Origin of the sequence: Bradyrhizobium sp. INPA03-11B (genome assembly GCF_040446015.1) — a bacterium.
Lineage (GTDB): Bacteria > Pseudomonadota > Alphaproteobacteria > Rhizobiales > Xanthobacteraceae > Bradyrhizobium > Bradyrhizobium macuxiense_A.
On the sequence record NZ_JASGSR010000025.1, the window covers coordinates 13,771 to 30,061 of the forward strand.

Consider the following 16,291-nt stretch of genomic DNA (forward strand, 5'->3'; position numbering starts at 1 on the left):
AAAGCCAGTTTAGACCGATTGTGAAGATCAGGCGACGGATCGCGCCTGCTTCACGTCCGGCGGCGTCGCCTCATCGACCAGCGCGGCGATCGCCTCATCGGTCGGCATCACGGTCTGGCGCTCGCTGCCGAGGCGGCGGACCGAGACCGAATGCGTCTCGGCTTCCTTCTTGCCGACGACGAGCAGGGCCGGGATCTTGGCCAGCGAGTGCTCGCGGACCTTGTAGTTGATCTTCTCGTTACGCAGATCGATCTCGACGCGCAGGCCAGCGCGGCGCGCCGCGGCCGCCACCACCTTGGCGTATTCGTCGCCTTCGGAGGTGATGGTCGTGACCACGAGTTGCGTCGGCGCCAGCCAGAGCGGGAAGTTGCCGGCATAGTGCTCGATCAGGATGCCGATGAAGCGCTCCATCGAACCGCAGATCGCGCGATGCACCATGACGGGCGCCTTCTTGGAGCCGTCGTGATCGATGTAGAACGCGCCGAACCGTTCCGGCAGGTTGAAGTCGACCTGGGTCGTGCCGCACTGCCAGTCGCGGCCGATGGCGTCGCGCAGCACGTATTCGAACTTCGGCCCGTAGAACGCGCCTTCGCCCGGATTGATCTCGGTGCGGATCCGGTTGCTGCCCTTGGCCTTGATCTCGGACAGCACGGTCGCCATCACGCGCTCGGCGTGATCCCACATCTCGTCGGTGCCGACCCGCTTCTCCGGCCGCGTCGAGAGCTTCACCGTGAGCTCGCCGTCAAAGCCGAAATCGGCATAGGTCGACAGGATCAGGTCGTTGATCTTGAGACATTCCTCGGCGAGCTGCTGTTCGGTGCAGAACACGTGAGCGTCGTCCTGGGTGAAGCCGCGTACCCGCATCAGGCCGTGCATCGCGCCCGACGGCTCGTAGCGATGCACGACGCCGAACTCGGCGAGCCGCAGGGGCAGGTCGCGGTAGCTCTTCAGCCCGTGCTTGAAGATCTGCACATGGCCCGGGCAGTTCATCGGCTTCAGCGCGAACCAGCGCTTGTCCTCGGCCTCGTCGCCGGCGGATTGCGCCGCGAACATGTTCTCGCGGTACCAGTCCCAGTGACCCGAGGTCTCCCACAGCACCTTGTCGAGGATCTGCGGAGCATTGACCTCGTTGTAGTCGCCGAGCAGCCGGCGCCGCATATAGGCGATCAGCTGCTGGAAGATGGTCCAGCCCTTGGGGTGCCAGAACACCACGCCGGGGCCTTCCTCCTGGAAGTGGAACAGGTCGAGCTCGCGGCCGAGCTTGCGGTGGTCGCGCTTCTCGGCCTCCTCGATCTGCTTGAGGTAGGCGTCGAGGTCTTCCTGCTTCGCGAATGCCGTGCCGTAGATGCGGGTCAGCATCGGATTGTTGGAATCGCCGCGCCAATAGGCGCCGGCCACCTTCATCAGCTTGAAGGCGTTGCCGACCTTGCCGGTCGAGGTCATGTGCGGGCCGCGGCAGAGATCGAACCAGTCGCCCTGGAAATAGATCTTGATCGGCTCGTTGCCGGGAATGGCGTCGACCAGCTCGACCTTGAAGGCCTCGCCCTTGTCGCGGAACACCTGCTTGGTCTTTTCGCGATCCCAAACCTCTTTCGTGAAGGGCTTGTCGCGCGCGATGATCTCGCGCATCCGCTTCTCGATCGCGGCAAAATCTTCCGGGGTGAACGGCTCGTTGCGGAAGAAGTCGTAGTAGAAGCCGTTCTCGATCACCGGGCCGATCGTGACCTGGGTGCCCGGCCACAGCGATTGCACGGCTTCGGCGAGCACGTGCGCGGCATCGTGCCGGATCAGTTCCAGCGCGCGCGGGTCTTCGCGGCCGATCAATTCGATTTTGGCGTCGGCTTCAATGGGATCGTTGAGGTCGGCGAGCGTGCCGTCGAGCGCCATCGCGACGGTGCGCTTGGCGAGCGAGGGCGAAATGCCGCGGGCGATGTCGAGGCCGGTGGTCCCTTTCGGGAAATCGCGCCTCGCTCCATCAGGGAAGGTGAGGGCGATCTTGTTCACGGGTTCTGCGGGTTTGAGGTTCGAGAGGCTGTACTGGAATCCGGATTCGGATTTGGGCGGCGTGTCGGCCATGATGTCTCCTGTAGCTCACTCCTGCGAACGAGCGCAGGTAAGCGGAAAGCAGCGGTATAGCAGGGGATTTGACGCCTGCAATCCGGCAATATCAAGAAATTGGGCCTCCGGCCGCACCGAATCGAGGGACGCTCGCCTGCGCCTGACGGCGGTGATCGTTGCGACGCTGCCGATCATCGTCTAACGTCAAATGCCCATTTCCCCGACATCGCGCGCCCCGCAAGGTTCATGTTTTCCCGTCTCCTGCTTTTCGTGGCGTTGCTTCTGATCCCGGGCGTGTTGCGGGCGGAAGAAGCACCGGTCGAGAAGGCCGGATTCGCGAAAAAGCTGACCATCTATCTCGCCAAGGGACCGGCGAATGCCTGCGGCGCCGGTTGCGATCGCTGGATCGCGATCGAAGGCGAGATCGATCGGGATGCGGCGGCGCGGGTTCGCAGCTTCCTGCTTGCCGTCAAGGACCCGCAGCTTCCGATCTATCTTCATTCGCCGGGCGGCAACGTCGAGCAGTCCTATGCGATCGCGCGGTTTCTGCGCGCACGCAAGGCGACCGCGCGGGTCGGCCGTACCAGCGTGCCGGCCTGTTCCACGGGCACGCAGATCGATGCCGCCTGCCTGAAGATCAAGGCTGCGAAAGGGGAGGTCGAGGCTGAACTCGCCACGCGCAACGCGATGTGCGTCTCGGCGTGCGCCTATCTGTTCCTGGGCGCGACCGACCGTGAAGTGGCGCCGGACTCGGTGCTCGCGGTGCATAACTCCAGGCTGATGTTCGTGGTCCACGGCCATCCGCCGCCGCAGGTCGTCGCAGACTTCAGGCGGCGCGAGATGGTGAGTGCCGATCGCGACCGCAACGTGTTCCTCGCGGCGATGGGAATCAGCCGCGAGCTCAGCGATCTGATCCGGACCGTGAAGTTCGAGAACCTGCACGTGCTGACGCGTCCGGAGCTCTATCGATTCGGAATCGACACGCGGCCGTTGCCGGACACGCTGTGGGCGGTGGAGAAGGAAACGCGGCCCTATGTCCGCAAGATCGTGCAGCAGAAAAAGGGCGATGGCAGCTCGTTCCGCATGATGGAGTGGCGGCTGTTCTGCGAGAACAAGGATCGTGGTCGCCTGATGTTCGTGCGCGATTTCGACGAGGGGGCCGCCGGCAAGAGCACGGTGGTGATGATGGCCGGCGTCACCAAGGCGATCGCATTCGGCAGGTTGCCGGCGCGGTTCGGCAAATACGAGGTCTGGAGCGATCCGGTGACCGCGGACATCGTCAAGGCGATGACCGCGGTCCCGCATCTGCAGATCGGCGAAAGCGCGCTGTCGCCCGACGGCAAGCCGGATCCCACCAGGCCCGGCGTCGCGACGTTCGATATCGACACGACCGGGCTGGAGCAGGGATGGACGCAGCTTCTGGCGTCGTGTCCCGCTGCGACCGCTGGTCCCAAGCCGGCAAGCCCGTGGCCGGCGGCTGCGTCACCGAGCGTCAACGCGGCGCCGGCGGCATCGCCGTCGCCTTGAGCGCAAGTGGCGCAAATCGATCACGTGCCATGCATTTAGATGCAGTTGCATTGAAATCGGGGCCTGCTATCAACGCGGCGTGAAACGCTTCGCTCCCACCGCATTGATGCTCGGCAACATCGTCACCGGCTGCTCGGTGCTGGCGCCGGCCGGCATGCTGGCGGAGCTGTCGAGCGGGCTCGGCGTCACGATCCACACCGCGGGCCTCCTGATCACCTTCGGCGCGATCGTGCTGTGCGCGGGCTCGCCGGTGACGGCGTGGCTGACCAGCCGGTTCGAACGGCGAGCCTTGCTGACGGTGACGCTGCTGGTGCTGACGCTGACCAATGCGGCATCCGCCTTCGCGCCGGACTACGACAGTCTCTTGATCATTCGCCTCGTGATGCTCGCGGTCGGCGTGCTCTACACGCCGCAGGCGGCCGGTACTGCGGCGCTGATCGTGCCGGTGGAAAAGCGCGGCAGCACGATCGCCTATATCTTCCTCGGCTGGTCGCTCGCCGCTGCGATCGGGCTGCCGCTGATCACCTTCATCGCAAGCCGTTACGGTTTTCGCGCGACCTATGGTGCGATCGCGCTGACCGGGCTCGTGAGCTGCCTGCTGCTGTGGTGGCGGTTGCCCGGCGGATTGCACGGCGCGCCGGTCGATCTTAGGACCTGGGCCGATCTCGGCCGCAATCCGACCGTCGTCCTGCTGCTGTCGGTCACGACGTTGCAGATGTCCGGCCAGTTCGTGGTGTTCACCTTCATGGGACCGCTGCTCGCCAAGTTGACCGGCGCGAATGCCGACGCCATCGGCATCGTGTTTGCGCTCTACGGCATCTTCGGGTTCGTCGGTATCGCCATCGCAACCCGCATCGTGGATTCCTGGGGTGCCTGGAAAACCTCGGTCCTGTTCACCGTGATGCTGCTCGCCGGCGTCGCTGGCTGGGCGCTGAGCGCCGGCGCCTATGCCTTGATGGCGGCTTCGGTGGCGGTGTGGGGTCTCGGCTTTGCGTCGACCAATTCGATGCAGCAGGTGCGGCTGGTCGGCGCGGCGCCTGCACTTGCATCGGCGTCGGTCTCGCTCAACACCTCGGTGCTGTATATCGGCCAGGCCATCGGCTCGGCGATCGGCGGATTGCTGTTCGCGCGGGAATGGCTGCTCAGCGCGGGCTACGTGGCCACCGCCTTCGTTGCGGCGGCGCTCGTAGTGGTGGTCATCACGCGGCCCCGCACGGCGCGTGCTGTCATAGCCGAGTGAGCTTGCGCGTCACCACTTCACGCTCTGGCTCGGTACGATGAATGCCGTCGTGCTCGGCTTGGTCGAGTTGTGCGTGAAGTAGCCGTAGGCGGCAACGATCACGACGAGCAAGGCAAGTACGGCCAGCAAATCGATCTGCCGGGGATCGTGATCGTTGTGGCTGATTTTCCAGCGCATTGTTGTTTCCTCCCCAAGGAGCAGCAAGAAGGAGCAGCAAGGGGGCACTGAAACAATGCGCCAACTATCGCCACAGTTCCGCCCGGCAGCAATGCGCGCCGGGCTTGGGAGCGCTGCAGAAATTGATCAGTTGTCGTTGACGCCACGCCAGCGGCCGTAGCGCCAGGGCACATACCAGTGTGCGCCCGGCGGCTTGACCGGCGGCACGTTGTCGATCCCGGAGGTGCCCCAGGGCTGGCAGCGCAGCAGCCGCGCCAGCGTCATCCACCCGCCGGCCCACAACCCGAAGCGCTCGATCGCTTCATCGCCGTAGACCGAGCAGGTCGGCAGATGCCGGCAGTTGTAGCCGACCAGCGGCGACAGCGTGTGCCGGTAGATCCAGATCAAGGCGCGGCCGAAGTTCCGCGGCAAGCGGCGTGCGGTGGTGGCACACTCCATGCATCGTGAATGGTGTGGTGTTGAATGATCGGTCGACGGCATACGCAAGTATGTACGTAGTCTTGCGGGGGTTCCAAGCCAAGGAACTGTTCTGTTGCAGATATTTACGCCACAGTTCACTATTATCGCACGGCGCTGGTCGCGGTGCAGCAAGGGTCCTATGGACGGTCCAGGTCAGCAAGGCTACCGTTCCCATAACGCGCCGATGACAGAATCGTGGCGCGTTGCCATGGGGCCATTGCCACCGCTCGCATCACCCAGGGCTTTGGGGAAGGAACCAAATTGAGGCTCGTCAGGTCGCTCTCGTTACGCAGTTGGGTGCTCACCGGCGCCGTTGCCGTTTGCTTTGCGATTTCCGGAACCGTCACAACGACGGGGAGTTCCGCGCAGGCCAGCTCAACCCTCGAAGAGCGCAAGCTGCCGATGAAGTTCAGCTGGATCGGCTGTCAGCCGAATTGCCGCGGCTGGGTGTCGGCGGTCGGCATCATCACGGCCGATAGCCCCAAGGAGTTCGACGAGTTCGCGCGCAGCCGCCAGCTCAACGGCGCCACCATTGTGCTCGATTCCAGTGGCGGCTCGGTCAACGACGCGATCGCGCTCGGCCGCCGCTTCCGCGGTCTCGGCGCGCTGACCACGGTCGGCACCAGCGTCGTCGGCCACGCCGCGCAGGGCGACCGCGCGAGCGTGCTGCCGGACGCCTATTGCGAGTCGATGTGCGTGTTCCTGCTGCTGTCGGGCAAGACGCGCTACGTTCCACCGGCCGCTCACGTCCGGGTGCATCAGATCTGGATGGGCGACCGCGCCGACGATGCCAAGGCCGCCAGCTACACCGCGCAGGACCTGATGATCGTCGAGCGCGACATCGGCCGCCTTGCCAAGTACACCTTCGATATGGGCGGCGCCGGCGAGCTGCTGTCGCTCGCACTCAGCGTGCCGCCGTGGGAAGACCTGCACGAATTGTCGGCGGCTGAATTGCGGCTGACCAATCTCGTCACCACGGATGCCGTCGCCGACGTGCTGCCGCGGCAGGACAATTCAATTCCCATGGCCGAGGCGAAGCCGAAGAACAACGATCGCTTCGTGAGCACCGCCATGGAGGGTGAGGTGCAGCCGCAGGCCGCGAAGGCGACCAAGACCGCCGAGGCAGTCGTTCCGGTCGGTGCCGCTGCCGCGCCGCCGCCGGTCCAGCCGGCTCAGTAGGAGAGGCTTGCGCCGGCAGTTAAGGCTTACGCCGGCTGCTTTGCCTTGGCCTCGATCTGGCCGATCGCATCGACCACCGCATCGAACGTCAAGAGCGTCGAGGCATGGCGGGCCTTGTAGTCGCGCACCGGCTCGAGCAGTGCGATGTCGGCCCACTTGCCGCCTTGCGGGGGCTGGCCATTTTCCTTCAGCATCTTGCGGACCGTCTCGCGCAAGTCGCGCAACTCGTCCGCGGTCGACCCCACCACATGGCTCGCCATGATCGAGGAGGAGGCCTGGCCGAGCGCGCAAGCCTTCACGTCATGGGCGAAGTCGGTCACCACCGGGCCGTCCATCTTGAGATCGACCTTGACGGTCGAACCGCACAATTTGGAGTGCGCGGTGGCGCTGGCGTCCGGGTCGGACAGCCGTCCGAGGCGTGGAATATTGCCGGCCAACTCAATGATCCGCTTGTTGTAAATGTCGTTCAGCATGGGGACAGATGCCTGGTTCCGGCCGTGCCGGGCGCTCTTGGCGGCTGGGATTCACCGTCCTATATATGGACCGCAGCGCCGGAAACATAGCCCGGCCATGCGGCCACCGCGGACCACATCCGCCGTTGTGGTGCTACAAAAGGGGACTCAGGCGCCCGGCGGTTCGATGATCCGCCCCGTCTGCCCGGTGACACATCCGGCCCGAGGACAGTGCCAGGGCCGGTCGAACGGAGAAGACATGGACGCCTTGATCAAACCGATTCGCCCGAACAAGCCGGCTGACGCGAAGCCAGGCGAGCTCGATCCCGCAGAATTCCTGTCGGCGGCCGTCCGTGCCGACCAGCCGCGCCCGTCGCGCGCCGAAGCCGAGGACGCGGTGAAGACGCTGCTCGCCTATATCGGCGAGAACACCGGCCGCGAGGGCCTGCTCGATACGCCGCGCCGCGTCGTCGAAGCCTATGACGAGCTCTATCAGGGCTACCATCAGTGCCCGGCCGAAGTGCTGAACCGCACCTTCGGCGAGACCGCCGGCTACGACGATTTCGTTCTGGTCCGCGACATCGAGTTCACCTCGCAGTGCGAGCATCACATGATGCCGTTCTACGGCAAGGCGCATATCGCCTACACGCCGGTGGAGCGCGTCGTGGGCCTCTCCAAGCTGGCGCGGCTGACCGACATCTTCGCTCGCCGCCTGCAGACCCAGGAGCATCTCACCGCACAGGTCGCAGCAGCGATCGACGAGGTGCTGAAGCCCCGCGGCGTTGCCGTGCTGATCGAGGCGGAGCATACCTGCATGTCGGTGCGCGGCGTCGCCAAGCATGGTGCGTCGACCTTCACCAGCCGCTTCACCGGCATGTTCCGCGACAATCCAGCGGAGCAGCAGCGTTTCCTGTCCCTGGTGCGAGGACCGAACCGGTAACCTCGCATTTTCCCGAGCGAGGTTTTCCGTGTCCGCATCGACCCACGATCACGACCGCGAGGAGGGGCTCGACTTCCAGCCCAAATTCGACGCGACCGGTCTTGTGACCTGCGTCGCGACCGATGCTGTGACCGGCGACGTGCTGATGGTCGCGCACATGAACGACGAAGCCCTGCGCAAGACGATCGCGACCGGTGAGGGCTGGTACTTCAGCCGATCGCGCAATGCGCTGTGGCGCAAGGGCGAGAGCTCGGGCCAGACCCAGCGCGTGGTCGAGATCCGGATGGATTGCGATCAGGACGCGGTGTGGATCAAGGTCGAGCAGATCGGCGCCGCCTGCCACACGGGACGGCGCTCCTGCTTCTATCGCGCGGTGAAGGGCGAGGGCGGTGACATCCGCCTGTCCTTCGTCGATGCCGAGCGGATGTTCGATCCGACGCAGGTCTATCGCAAATAAACTTTTGATCTAAATCAAAGACGACGCGTCGAATTCTTGCGCTTCGTTGTCTCCAGTTTCGCGATGTGGCTATAGTCTCACCGTCGCGCTGGGGGCCAAAACGGTGATGGATCGTTTTTTACCGCTGACCGCGTTGCTGGCGCTTATTGCGCTACCGATCGATGCCGCCCAATCGCAGACAGCCGAGCGTGCGCCCGATACCATGGCCGCGCGCGTCCTCGCCTGCGCGCCCTGTCACGGCGCCGAAGGCGAGGGCACCAGCGATGTGTATTTTCCGCGTCTTGCCGGCAAGCCGGCCGGCTATCTCTACAACCAGCTGATCGCGTTCAGGGACGGACGGCGGAAATATCCGCCGATGAACTATCTGCTGGAGTTTCAGACTGACGATTACCTGAAGAAGATCGCCGAGTATTTCGCTTCGCTCCGGCCGGCATTTCCACAGCCGGTGCCGCCGGTCGACAGCAAGGAGGTCCTGGCGCGCGGCGAGGAGATCGTGAAGAACGGCGATCCCCAGCACGGCATTCCGCCGTGTTCGGCCTGTCATGGTCCTGCGTTGGGCGGCATGGAGCCCGGCATTCCCGGCCTGCTGGGCCTGCGCGCCGCCTATATCAGCGGCCAGCTCGGCGGCTGGCGCTATGGCACGCGGACCGCGCTCGCCCCCGATTGCATGCAGATTGTTGCGAGCCTGCTGACCGAGGACGACGTGAAGGCGGTGGCCGCCTACCTGTCGTCGCGTCCGGCGCCTGCCGATCCGTCCTTCGCGCCGCGAGGCAGCCTGCCAATGCCGCTCGAATGCGGCAGCGAACCGCACTGAAGGGATCGTGCCGATGTCGCGAACCTCAACAGGACTGCTTGTCGGACTGGCGCTGGCACTGTCGCCCGCCACGGCATCGGCGCAGCAGAAGGCGGCCGATCCGGCCGTCATCGCCAAGGGCGAATATCTCGCGCGCGCCGGCGATTGCATCGCCTGTCACACCGCGCGCGAAGGCAAGACCTTCGCCGGCGGCCTTCCGATGAAGACGCCGTTCGGCACGCTCTACACGTCGAACATCACGCCCGACCCGCAGACAGGCATCGGGACTTGGACGTCGGATCAGTTCTACCAGATGATGCACAATGGCCGCTTCCCCGATGGCGGCCTGGTCTATCCGGCGATGCCGTTCGCCTCCTACACCCAGGTGACGCGCGAGGACAGCGACGCGATCTACGCCTATTTGCGCACGGTCGCGCCGGTCAAGCAACTCAACAAGCCGCATGACCTGACCTTCCCGTTCAACAACCGCTCGCTGATCCTCGGCTGGCGCACGCTGTTCTTCAGGGAAGGCGAGTTCAAGCCGGACCCAACGAAGTCGGCAGAGTGGAATAGAGGTAACTATCTGGTCGAGGGGCTCGGGCATTGCGGGATGTGTCACACCCCGATCAATGCGCTTGGCGGCAGCAAGCAGTCGCAGGCCTTCGAGGGCGGCCTGATCCCGATGCAGAACTGGTACGCGCCGTCGCTGACCTCCAACAAGGAGACGGGGCTCGGCGACTGGACGATCGAGGAGATCGTCGACTATCTGCGCAAGGGCGTGTCCGCCAAGGGCGCCGTGTACGGGCCGATGGCCGAGGTCGTCTACAACAGCCTGCAATATCTCAATGACGACGATGTGCGCGCGATGGCGGTCTACCTGAAGGGCCTTGCGCAGGGCGGCCCCCCGGAAAAGGCGTCGACTTCGCTGCCGTCGGCCGAGAGCAGCCTGCTGCTGTCCTTTGGCAAGTCGATCTATGACCGCGACTGCGCGAGCTGCCATGGCGCGACCGGGCAGGGCATGCCGCCGGACTATCCGCCGCTTGCCGGCAACCAGTCGATCCAGATGGTTTCCGCAGTGAACCCGATCCGGATGGTGCTCAATGGCGGCTACCCGCCGGGCACATCGGGCAATCCGATGCCCCACGGCATGCCGCCGTTTGCGCAGAAGCTGTCGGACGACGAGGTCGCGGCTGTCGTGACCTACATTCGAACGGCCTGGGGCAATCGCGGCGAGCCGGTGTCGGCGCGGCAGGCAAACGAACTGCGTGCAGCAACGCTGAACTAAGCATGATCCGGAAAAGTGCGAAGCGGTTTTCCGAAATGATCATGCTCAAACAAGGGGCCTAGGCGTGATGACGATTCAATCTGATCCCATCGCGCTTTAGGGGAACGCGGTCATGATCAACTCATCGTCGCCGCAACCGTCGGCATCGGGCTCGGAAGACGAGCGTGTCGAGACCATCGTGCGCGCCGGCCCGGGCGGCGCGATTGCGGTCGCGGGCGTTGCGACGGCTATCGTGGTCGGATTGTGGTTTGCATTCTATCTGCTGGTCTTCCTGCCGCGGAGCGCTCCCTGATGGCGACAGAGACGGACCATAGCCTCGGCGAAGCCGTTGCCGCGCGGATCGAGCGGCGCTGGGCGACGCTGTCGATCGTCATCGTCGGCGTGCTGGTCGGCATGGCGGCCTATATCGGCATCCATCGGGCGACGATGCCGCAGGGCCGGGTCGAAACTGCCGATCCCAAGACGCTGCATCTGTCCGGCGAATTCATCGAGAGCAATCTCGGCAGCGAACTGGCGCCCGACGGCTCGGTCACGGTGCGCGCGATCGGTCAGCAATATTCCTTCACACCGCAATGCATCGTGGTGCCCGCGGAGACTCCGATCACCTTCCGCGCCACCAGCGCCGATGTCGTCCACGGTTTCCTGATCGAGGGCACCAACATCAACACGATGCTGGTGCCGGGCTACGTCACGGACCTACCGGTGCGCTTCAAGGCGCCGGGCGATCACGTGATGCCGTGCCAGGAATTCTGCGGCATCGGCCACCAGGGCATGTGGGGTAAGGTCAAGGTGGTCGACAAGTCCACATTCCGCGACATGGCGGCGGCGAAGCGGAGGTTGACCTGTGTTGACTAACAAGCGGCTGATAGCTGCGCATTTCTGGCTCGCCTTCATCGTGTTCGGCGCGGCGCTGGTGCTCGGTGCCTGGCAGATGTTCGTGCGCAGCCCGCTCAACGCCTGGCATTTCAATCCGGAGTTCTACTATCGCTCGGTCACCGCGCATGGCTCGGCGATGGGGTACGTGTTCCCGACGCTGATCGCGATGGGGTTCGGCTATGCGATCACCGAAGCGTCGCTCGAGAAGGCGCTGGTCGGCCGGCGCTGGGCCTGGGCCGGCTTCTTCCTGGTCGCCGTCGGCGCCGTTGTCGCAATGATCCCAGTGTCGCTGGGGCTTGCCTCGGTGCTCTACACCTTCTATCCGCCGATGGTCGGCAATCCCTTCTACTACGTCGGCGTCGTCATGGTCGTGGTCGGATCATGGATCTGGGTCGCGCTGATGGTGATCAATTTCGTGATCTGGAAGCGCGACAATCCGGGCAAGCCGGTGCCGCTTGCCATGTACGCCAATGTCGCGGGCTGCTTGCTCTGGGGCTGGACGGCGGTCGGCGCGGCGCTCGAGATCCTGTTCCTGATCCTGCCTGTGGCGCTCGGGCTCAAATCCACAATTGATGCGGGGCTGGCGCGCGTGTTCTTCTCTTGGACCCTGCATGCCATTGTCTATTTCTGGCTGATCCCGACCTACATCGCCTATTACACGATCTTCCCGCGCGCGATCGGCGGCCGGCTCTATAGCGATGCGATGGCGCGGATCTCGTTCATCCTGTTCGTCGTGGTGGCGATGCCGATCGGCGTGCACCATCTGTTTGCCGACCCGCAGGTCGGCGCCGGCTTCAAGTTCATGCACTCGGTGTTCACCGGCCTCGTCGCGCTGCCGACGCTGCTCACCGTGTTCACGATCTGCGCGTCGGCGGAGATTGCGAGCCGCCTGCGCGGTGGCCGCGGCGCATTCGGCTGGATCGGCGCACTGCCGTGGTCCAATCCGATCATGCTGGCGACCGCGCTGTCGCTGGTGATGCTCGGCTTCGGCGGCGCCGGCGGCCTGATCAACATGAGCTATCAACTCGACGCCACCGTGCACAACACGCAGTGGATCACCGGCCATTTCCACCTGATCTTCGGTGGCGCCATCGTCATCATGTATTTTGCGATTGCCTACGACCTGTGGCCGCACCTGACCGGACGGGCGCTGGACAGCTTTGGCCTGATGCGCACCCAGCTCTGGCTGTGGTTCATCGGCATGATCGTGACCACCTTCCCATGGCACTATGTCGGCATCCTCGGCATGCCGCGCCGCATGGCGTATTACGACTATGCCAACCCCGCGATCTCGCCACAGGCCCTGTCGGTGACGATGTCGGCGATCGGCGGGTTCATCCTGCTGCTGTCGGGCCTGCTGTTCCTGCTGGTGCTGATCCGCGGCCAATTCGGCGCGCGAGGCGAGGCGGCTGCCTACCGCTTCGCAGTGCCGCTGCACATGCCGGCACGGATTCCGGTCGCGCTCAACTCGTTCGGCCTGTGGCTCGCATTGATGGTCGGCCTTACCGTCGTGAACTATGGTTTCCCGATCGCGCAGTTGATGGCGCTGAACGAGACCAGCGTGCCTGCGGTCTATGTCGGAGCCGGCCGATGAGCGATCAGCCGCTGTTCTCGGTGCGCAATCCGTGGTTCGGCATCAGCGTCGGCGTCACGGCCGCCATTGCCGTGCTGTCGGCGGTCGCCGGCCTGATCTGGTTGCCGCTGGCGCAACCCAACCTCAAGCTTGCCGGCGTCTGGGACGCGATCTGCAGCGCCGCCGGCGTTCCCCGTGCCGCCATGCAGGAAGCAAGCATCAAGCCGGATTTCAAGACCTCCAATGTCGTGATGACGTCGGAGATGCTGACCAAGGTCAATCAGGTCTCGATCGGGCGCGGCGCGACGCTGGCGCAGCGCTGCGCGATCTGCCACGGACCGCAGGGCGTCAGCGACGCCCATTCGCCGAACCTCGCCGGGCAGTTTGCCGCGGTAACGTACAAGGAGCTGAACGACTTCAAGACCGGCGCGCGGGTCAGCGTTGTGATGAGCCCGTTCGCGGCGGCCATGAGCGATCAGGACATGAAGGACGTTGCGGCCTATTACGCCTATTTGCCGCGGGTGCCCTCGAACAACCTGGATACCGGGCGCGCCGCGCCGGCGGTCGTGGTGACGGGCGCGCCGATGCGCAACATTCCGCCCTGCGGCTCCTGCCACGGCGATATCGACAACAAGGCGGGAAGTCCCTGGCTCGGCGGCCAGTCGGCGGTCTACATCAAGGCGCAGCTCGAGGCCTTCGCGTCCGGGGCCCGCCGTAACGACATCAGCCAGCAGATGCGCAACATCGCCCGCCAGATGACCGCCGGGGAGATCGACCAGGTCGCGCACTACTACGAGGCCCAGCCTTGAGTGATATTAACGTGCCGTTAACCATAATTACGGCAGGTTGACAGGACATGGGTGCCGATTGCCGGCGCCCCGCAAGGCACCCGATCAATGGCGGTCGACCTCTTCAATGCGACGGCTTCGGCAGGTGTCGATCCTTCGCGCCTGAAGGTTGCCGGCTCGATCAAGCAGGCGGCGGCTACCACCGGTACGAGCTTCGAATATTTGCTCACCACCGCGAAGATGGAATCCAATTTCAATCCGCGGGCCGGCGCCACGACCTCGTCGGCGCACGGACTTTATCAATTCATCGACCAGACTTGGCTCGGCACCGTCAAGGAGGCCGGCAGCCAGCTCGGCTACGGACAATATGCCGACGCCATCACCAAGAATACCGACGGCAGCTATTCGGTCAGCGATCCCTCTGCAAAGACCGCGGTCATGAAGCTGCGCGACGATCCCGATGCGGCGTCCTCGATGGCGGCGGCGCTGACGCAATCCAACAGCTTCAAACTCACCGGCATGCTCGGCCGTCGCCCGACCGATGCCGAACTCTATATGGCGCATTTCATGGGCGTCGGCGGCGCCGGCAAGCTCATCTCGAGCGCCGAGGATAGCCCGAGCGCCAACGCGGCCGCGATGTTTCCGAAGGCGGCGGCGGCGAACCAGTCGATCTTCTACGACAAGTCGGGCAGCGCGCGCAGCGTCAGCCAGGTCTATTCGGTGTTGACCACGCGCTATGCCGCGGCGGCAAACTCGAAGGACACGCGCACCGCCTTCGCTGCGGCGGGCGGCGACACCATGAGCCCTTACGCGATCGCAAGCGCCGCGCCGACGCAAGCGGTGTCGATGGACACTGCGTCCTATCTCTCGACCTTCCCGAATTCCGGTGCGGCCTCATCAACCGGTGCGACCTCGACCGTCGCATCGGCGCAGCCGGCGCCGGCCTTCCGCTCGCTCTACCAGGGCGGCGAACGTTCGGAGCCGATTTCACCTGCGGTGCAGGAGCTGTGGGGCAATTCCTCCGCGCTGACCACGTCGGCGACGCCGAAGGTCCGTGCGCCCGGGCGGCTTGATCTGTTCAGCGATCCGAACGGCACCTACAGCAACGGCTAGTGCCACCTTGCTGCGCGCGCGAAGCCGCGCACCAGTGCCGTCTTAACGAAACGTCAATAATCCCAAACGTTTATGGTGAACCCTTTGTTAAGCGTCATGGTTTATTTTTCCTTGTAGTTGGCGTCGTAAGTCGATGCCGTTTCGTTGCGTAAGCCGGAAGGACCATGATCGTTCGGCAGTTCATTAGTTGGATTAGGACCGCTCCGGCAGGCGAGCGGGCAGAGGCGACGCGGGCGTTGGCCCGGGCCTGGCTCATTTCAGATCTCGCCGAGGACGACCGCGTCGCGGCCGAAGGCGCGCTGCTGATGCTGCTCGACGATCCGTCGCCGCTGGTGCGACAGGCGATGGCCGAGGTGTTCGCACACAGCACGGAGGCGCCGGCTGCGATCGTGCAGGCGCTGTCGGCCGATCAGCCGGCAATCGCGCTGCCGGTGCTGGAGCATTCACCGCTCCTGATCGATGCCGATCTCGTCGACATCGTCGCGACCGGCTCTGACGAGATGCAGTGCGCGATCGCGCGCCGCGTCAACCTTCCGGCCTCTGTCGCTGCGGCGATCGCCGAGGTCGGCTCGGCCGCGGCCGCGCTCGAGCTGATCGAGAATCCCTATGCCGGGCTTGCGCCATTCTCCTGGGACCGCATCGTCGAGCGCCACGGCCATCTCGCGGCCATCCGGGAATCGATGCTGGCGCTGGATGACCTGCCGTCCGCGACGCGGCTGGCGCTGGTCGCCAAGCTCTCCGACACGCTGGCGCAGTTCGTCGTGGCGCGAAACTGGCTCGGCGCCGACCGCGCCGACCGCATCGCCGGCGAGGCGAAGGAGCGCTCCACGGTGAACATCGCCGCACGCGCTTTCGGCGACGACATGCAGAACCTGATCACCCACCTGCGCGCCACCGGGCAACTGACCGCCGGGCTGATCCTGCGCGCGCTGCTGTCGGGCAATCTCGACCTGTTCGGCGCTGCGCTCGCCGAACTATCCGGACTGCCCTATGGCCGCGTCTCCGCGCTGTTGAACGACCGCGGCGGCAACGGGCTGCAAGCGCTGCTGCGCCGCGCGGGCTTGCCGGAATCCACCTACGCCGCGTTCCGCGTCGCGCTTGAGGCGAGCCACGAGGTCGGCTATGTCGACAGCGGCGACGGTGCGGCGCGGTTGCATCGGCGCATGGTCGAACGCGTGCTGACCCATTGCGAGACCGACCATTCGGCGGCCGAGCCGCTCTTGATCCTGCTGCGCCGCTTTGCGACGGAATCGGCCCGCGAGGATGCGCGCATGTTCTGCAAGGAGCTCGCCGCCGAAGACGCGATCGCGGTGCTGCCCTACGACGACGATCTCATCGCGGCCTGAGGGCCGCGCTTCCTGCGATTGACGATGA

17 protein-coding genes are annotated in these 16,291 nt (G+C 64.9%); 13 read left to right on the plus strand and 4 right to left on the minus strand.

Going from position 1 to position 16,291, the window contains the following annotated elements:
• Window positions 1-27: 27 nt before the first annotated feature.
• The gene (gene thrS / locus QMZ05_RS13085; protein WP_353701119.1) at window positions 28-2,076 is read right to left on the minus strand and encodes a threonine--tRNA ligase; all 2,049 of its coding nucleotides are present in this window, start codon (window positions 2,074-2,076) and stop codon (window positions 28-30) included.
• A 228-nt stretch (window positions 2,077-2,304) separates the two neighbouring features.
• Here thrS and QMZ05_RS13090 point away from each other — a divergent pair, with 228 nt between their 5' ends.
• Together QMZ05_RS13090 and QMZ05_RS13095 are read left to right on the plus strand one after the other, a co-directional pair.
• Complete coding sequence (locus QMZ05_RS13090; protein ID WP_353701120.1) at window positions 2,305-3,585, plus strand: ATP-dependent Clp protease proteolytic subunit; 1,281 nt, start codon at window positions 2,305-2,307, stop codon at window positions 3,583-3,585.
• A 106-nt stretch (window positions 3,586-3,691) separates the two neighbouring features.
• Window positions 3,692-4,825: an MFS transporter gene (locus QMZ05_RS13095; RefSeq protein WP_353701191.1), complete on the plus strand. Its 1,134-nt coding sequence runs from the start codon at window positions 3,692-3,694 to the stop codon at window positions 4,823-4,825.
• A gap of 9 nt (window positions 4,826-4,834) precedes the next feature.
• On the opposite strand, the gene QMZ05_RS13100 is transcribed toward QMZ05_RS13095, so the two are convergent.
• Both QMZ05_RS13100 and yidD read right to left on the minus strand, forming a co-directional pair.
• Window positions 4,835-5,002: a hypothetical protein gene (locus tag QMZ05_RS13100; RefSeq protein ID WP_353701121.1), complete on the minus strand. Its 168-nt coding sequence runs from the start codon at window positions 5,000-5,002 to the stop codon at window positions 4,835-4,837.
• Between the two features lie 126 nt (window positions 5,003-5,128).
• On the minus strand, window positions 5,129-5,440 hold the full coding sequence (yidD, locus tag QMZ05_RS13105) for a membrane protein insertion efficiency factor YidD (RefSeq protein WP_279709721.1): 312 nt from the start codon (window positions 5,438-5,440) through the stop codon (window positions 5,129-5,131).
• 282 nt (window positions 5,441-5,722) lie between these two features.
• Here yidD and QMZ05_RS13110 point away from each other — a divergent pair, with 282 nt between their 5' ends.
• Entirely contained in the window at window positions 5,723-6,640 is a 918-nt protein-coding gene (locus QMZ05_RS13110) for a hypothetical protein (RefSeq protein WP_353701122.1), read from the plus strand.
• A gap of 26 nt (window positions 6,641-6,666) precedes the next feature.
• Here QMZ05_RS13110 and QMZ05_RS13115 read toward each other — a convergent pair whose 3' ends face one another.
• Window positions 6,667-7,113: an iron-sulfur cluster assembly scaffold protein gene (locus QMZ05_RS13115; protein ID WP_353701123.1), complete on the minus strand. Its 447-nt coding sequence runs from the start codon at window positions 7,111-7,113 to the stop codon at window positions 6,667-6,669.
• Between the two features lie 238 nt (window positions 7,114-7,351).
• Here QMZ05_RS13115 and folE point away from each other — a divergent pair, with 238 nt between their 5' ends.
• From folE to QMZ05_RS13165, 10 genes are all read left to right on the plus strand, one after another.
• A complete protein-coding gene (folE, locus tag QMZ05_RS13120) occupies window positions 7,352-8,032 on the plus strand; it encodes a GTP cyclohydrolase I FolE (protein ID WP_353701124.1) in 681 nt (226 codons plus the stop codon).
• A gap of 28 nt (window positions 8,033-8,060) precedes the next feature.
• The gene (gene hisI / locus QMZ05_RS13125; protein WP_353701125.1) at window positions 8,061-8,489 is read left to right on the plus strand and encodes a phosphoribosyl-AMP cyclohydrolase; all 429 of its coding nucleotides are present in this window, start codon (window positions 8,061-8,063) and stop codon (window positions 8,487-8,489) included.
• A 106-nt stretch (window positions 8,490-8,595) separates the two neighbouring features.
• Window positions 8,596-9,303, plus strand: coding sequence for a cytochrome c4 (locus QMZ05_RS13130; RefSeq protein ID WP_353701126.1), 708 nt, complete (start codon window positions 8,596-8,598; stop codon window positions 9,301-9,303).
• A gap of 13 nt (window positions 9,304-9,316) precedes the next feature.
• Window positions 9,317-10,567 (plus strand): cytochrome c, encoded by a 1,251-nt coding sequence (locus QMZ05_RS13135; RefSeq protein ID WP_353701127.1) that lies wholly within the window; start codon window positions 9,317-9,319, stop codon window positions 10,565-10,567.
• Between the two features lie 112 nt (window positions 10,568-10,679).
• Complete coding sequence (locus QMZ05_RS13140; RefSeq protein WP_353701128.1) at window positions 10,680-10,859, plus strand: hypothetical protein; 180 nt, start codon at window positions 10,680-10,682, stop codon at window positions 10,857-10,859.
• On the plus strand, window positions 10,859-11,422 hold the full coding sequence (locus tag QMZ05_RS13145; protein ID WP_353701129.1) for a cytochrome C oxidase subunit II: 564 nt from the start codon (window positions 10,859-10,861) through the stop codon (window positions 11,420-11,422). The genes QMZ05_RS13140 and QMZ05_RS13145 overlap by 1 nt, the downstream gene beginning before the upstream one ends.
• The gene (locus tag QMZ05_RS13150; RefSeq protein WP_353701130.1) at window positions 11,412-13,037 is read left to right on the plus strand and encodes a cbb3-type cytochrome c oxidase subunit I; all 1,626 of its coding nucleotides are present in this window, start codon (window positions 11,412-11,414) and stop codon (window positions 13,035-13,037) included. The genes QMZ05_RS13145 and QMZ05_RS13150 overlap by 11 nt, the downstream gene beginning before the upstream one ends.
• Window positions 13,034-13,825, plus strand: coding sequence for a c-type cytochrome (locus QMZ05_RS13155; RefSeq protein WP_353701131.1), 792 nt, complete (start codon window positions 13,034-13,036; stop codon window positions 13,823-13,825). The genes QMZ05_RS13150 and QMZ05_RS13155 overlap by 4 nt, the downstream gene beginning before the upstream one ends.
• 87 nt (window positions 13,826-13,912) lie before the next feature.
• Complete coding sequence (locus QMZ05_RS13160) at window positions 13,913-14,917, plus strand: transglycosylase SLT domain-containing protein (RefSeq protein WP_353701132.1); 1,005 nt, start codon at window positions 13,913-13,915, stop codon at window positions 14,915-14,917.
• A gap of 164 nt (window positions 14,918-15,081) precedes the next feature.
• On the plus strand, window positions 15,082-16,263 hold the full coding sequence (locus QMZ05_RS13165; protein ID WP_353701133.1) for a DUF2336 domain-containing protein: 1,182 nt from the start codon (window positions 15,082-15,084) through the stop codon (window positions 16,261-16,263).
• Window positions 16,264-16,291: the final 28 nt, after the last annotated feature.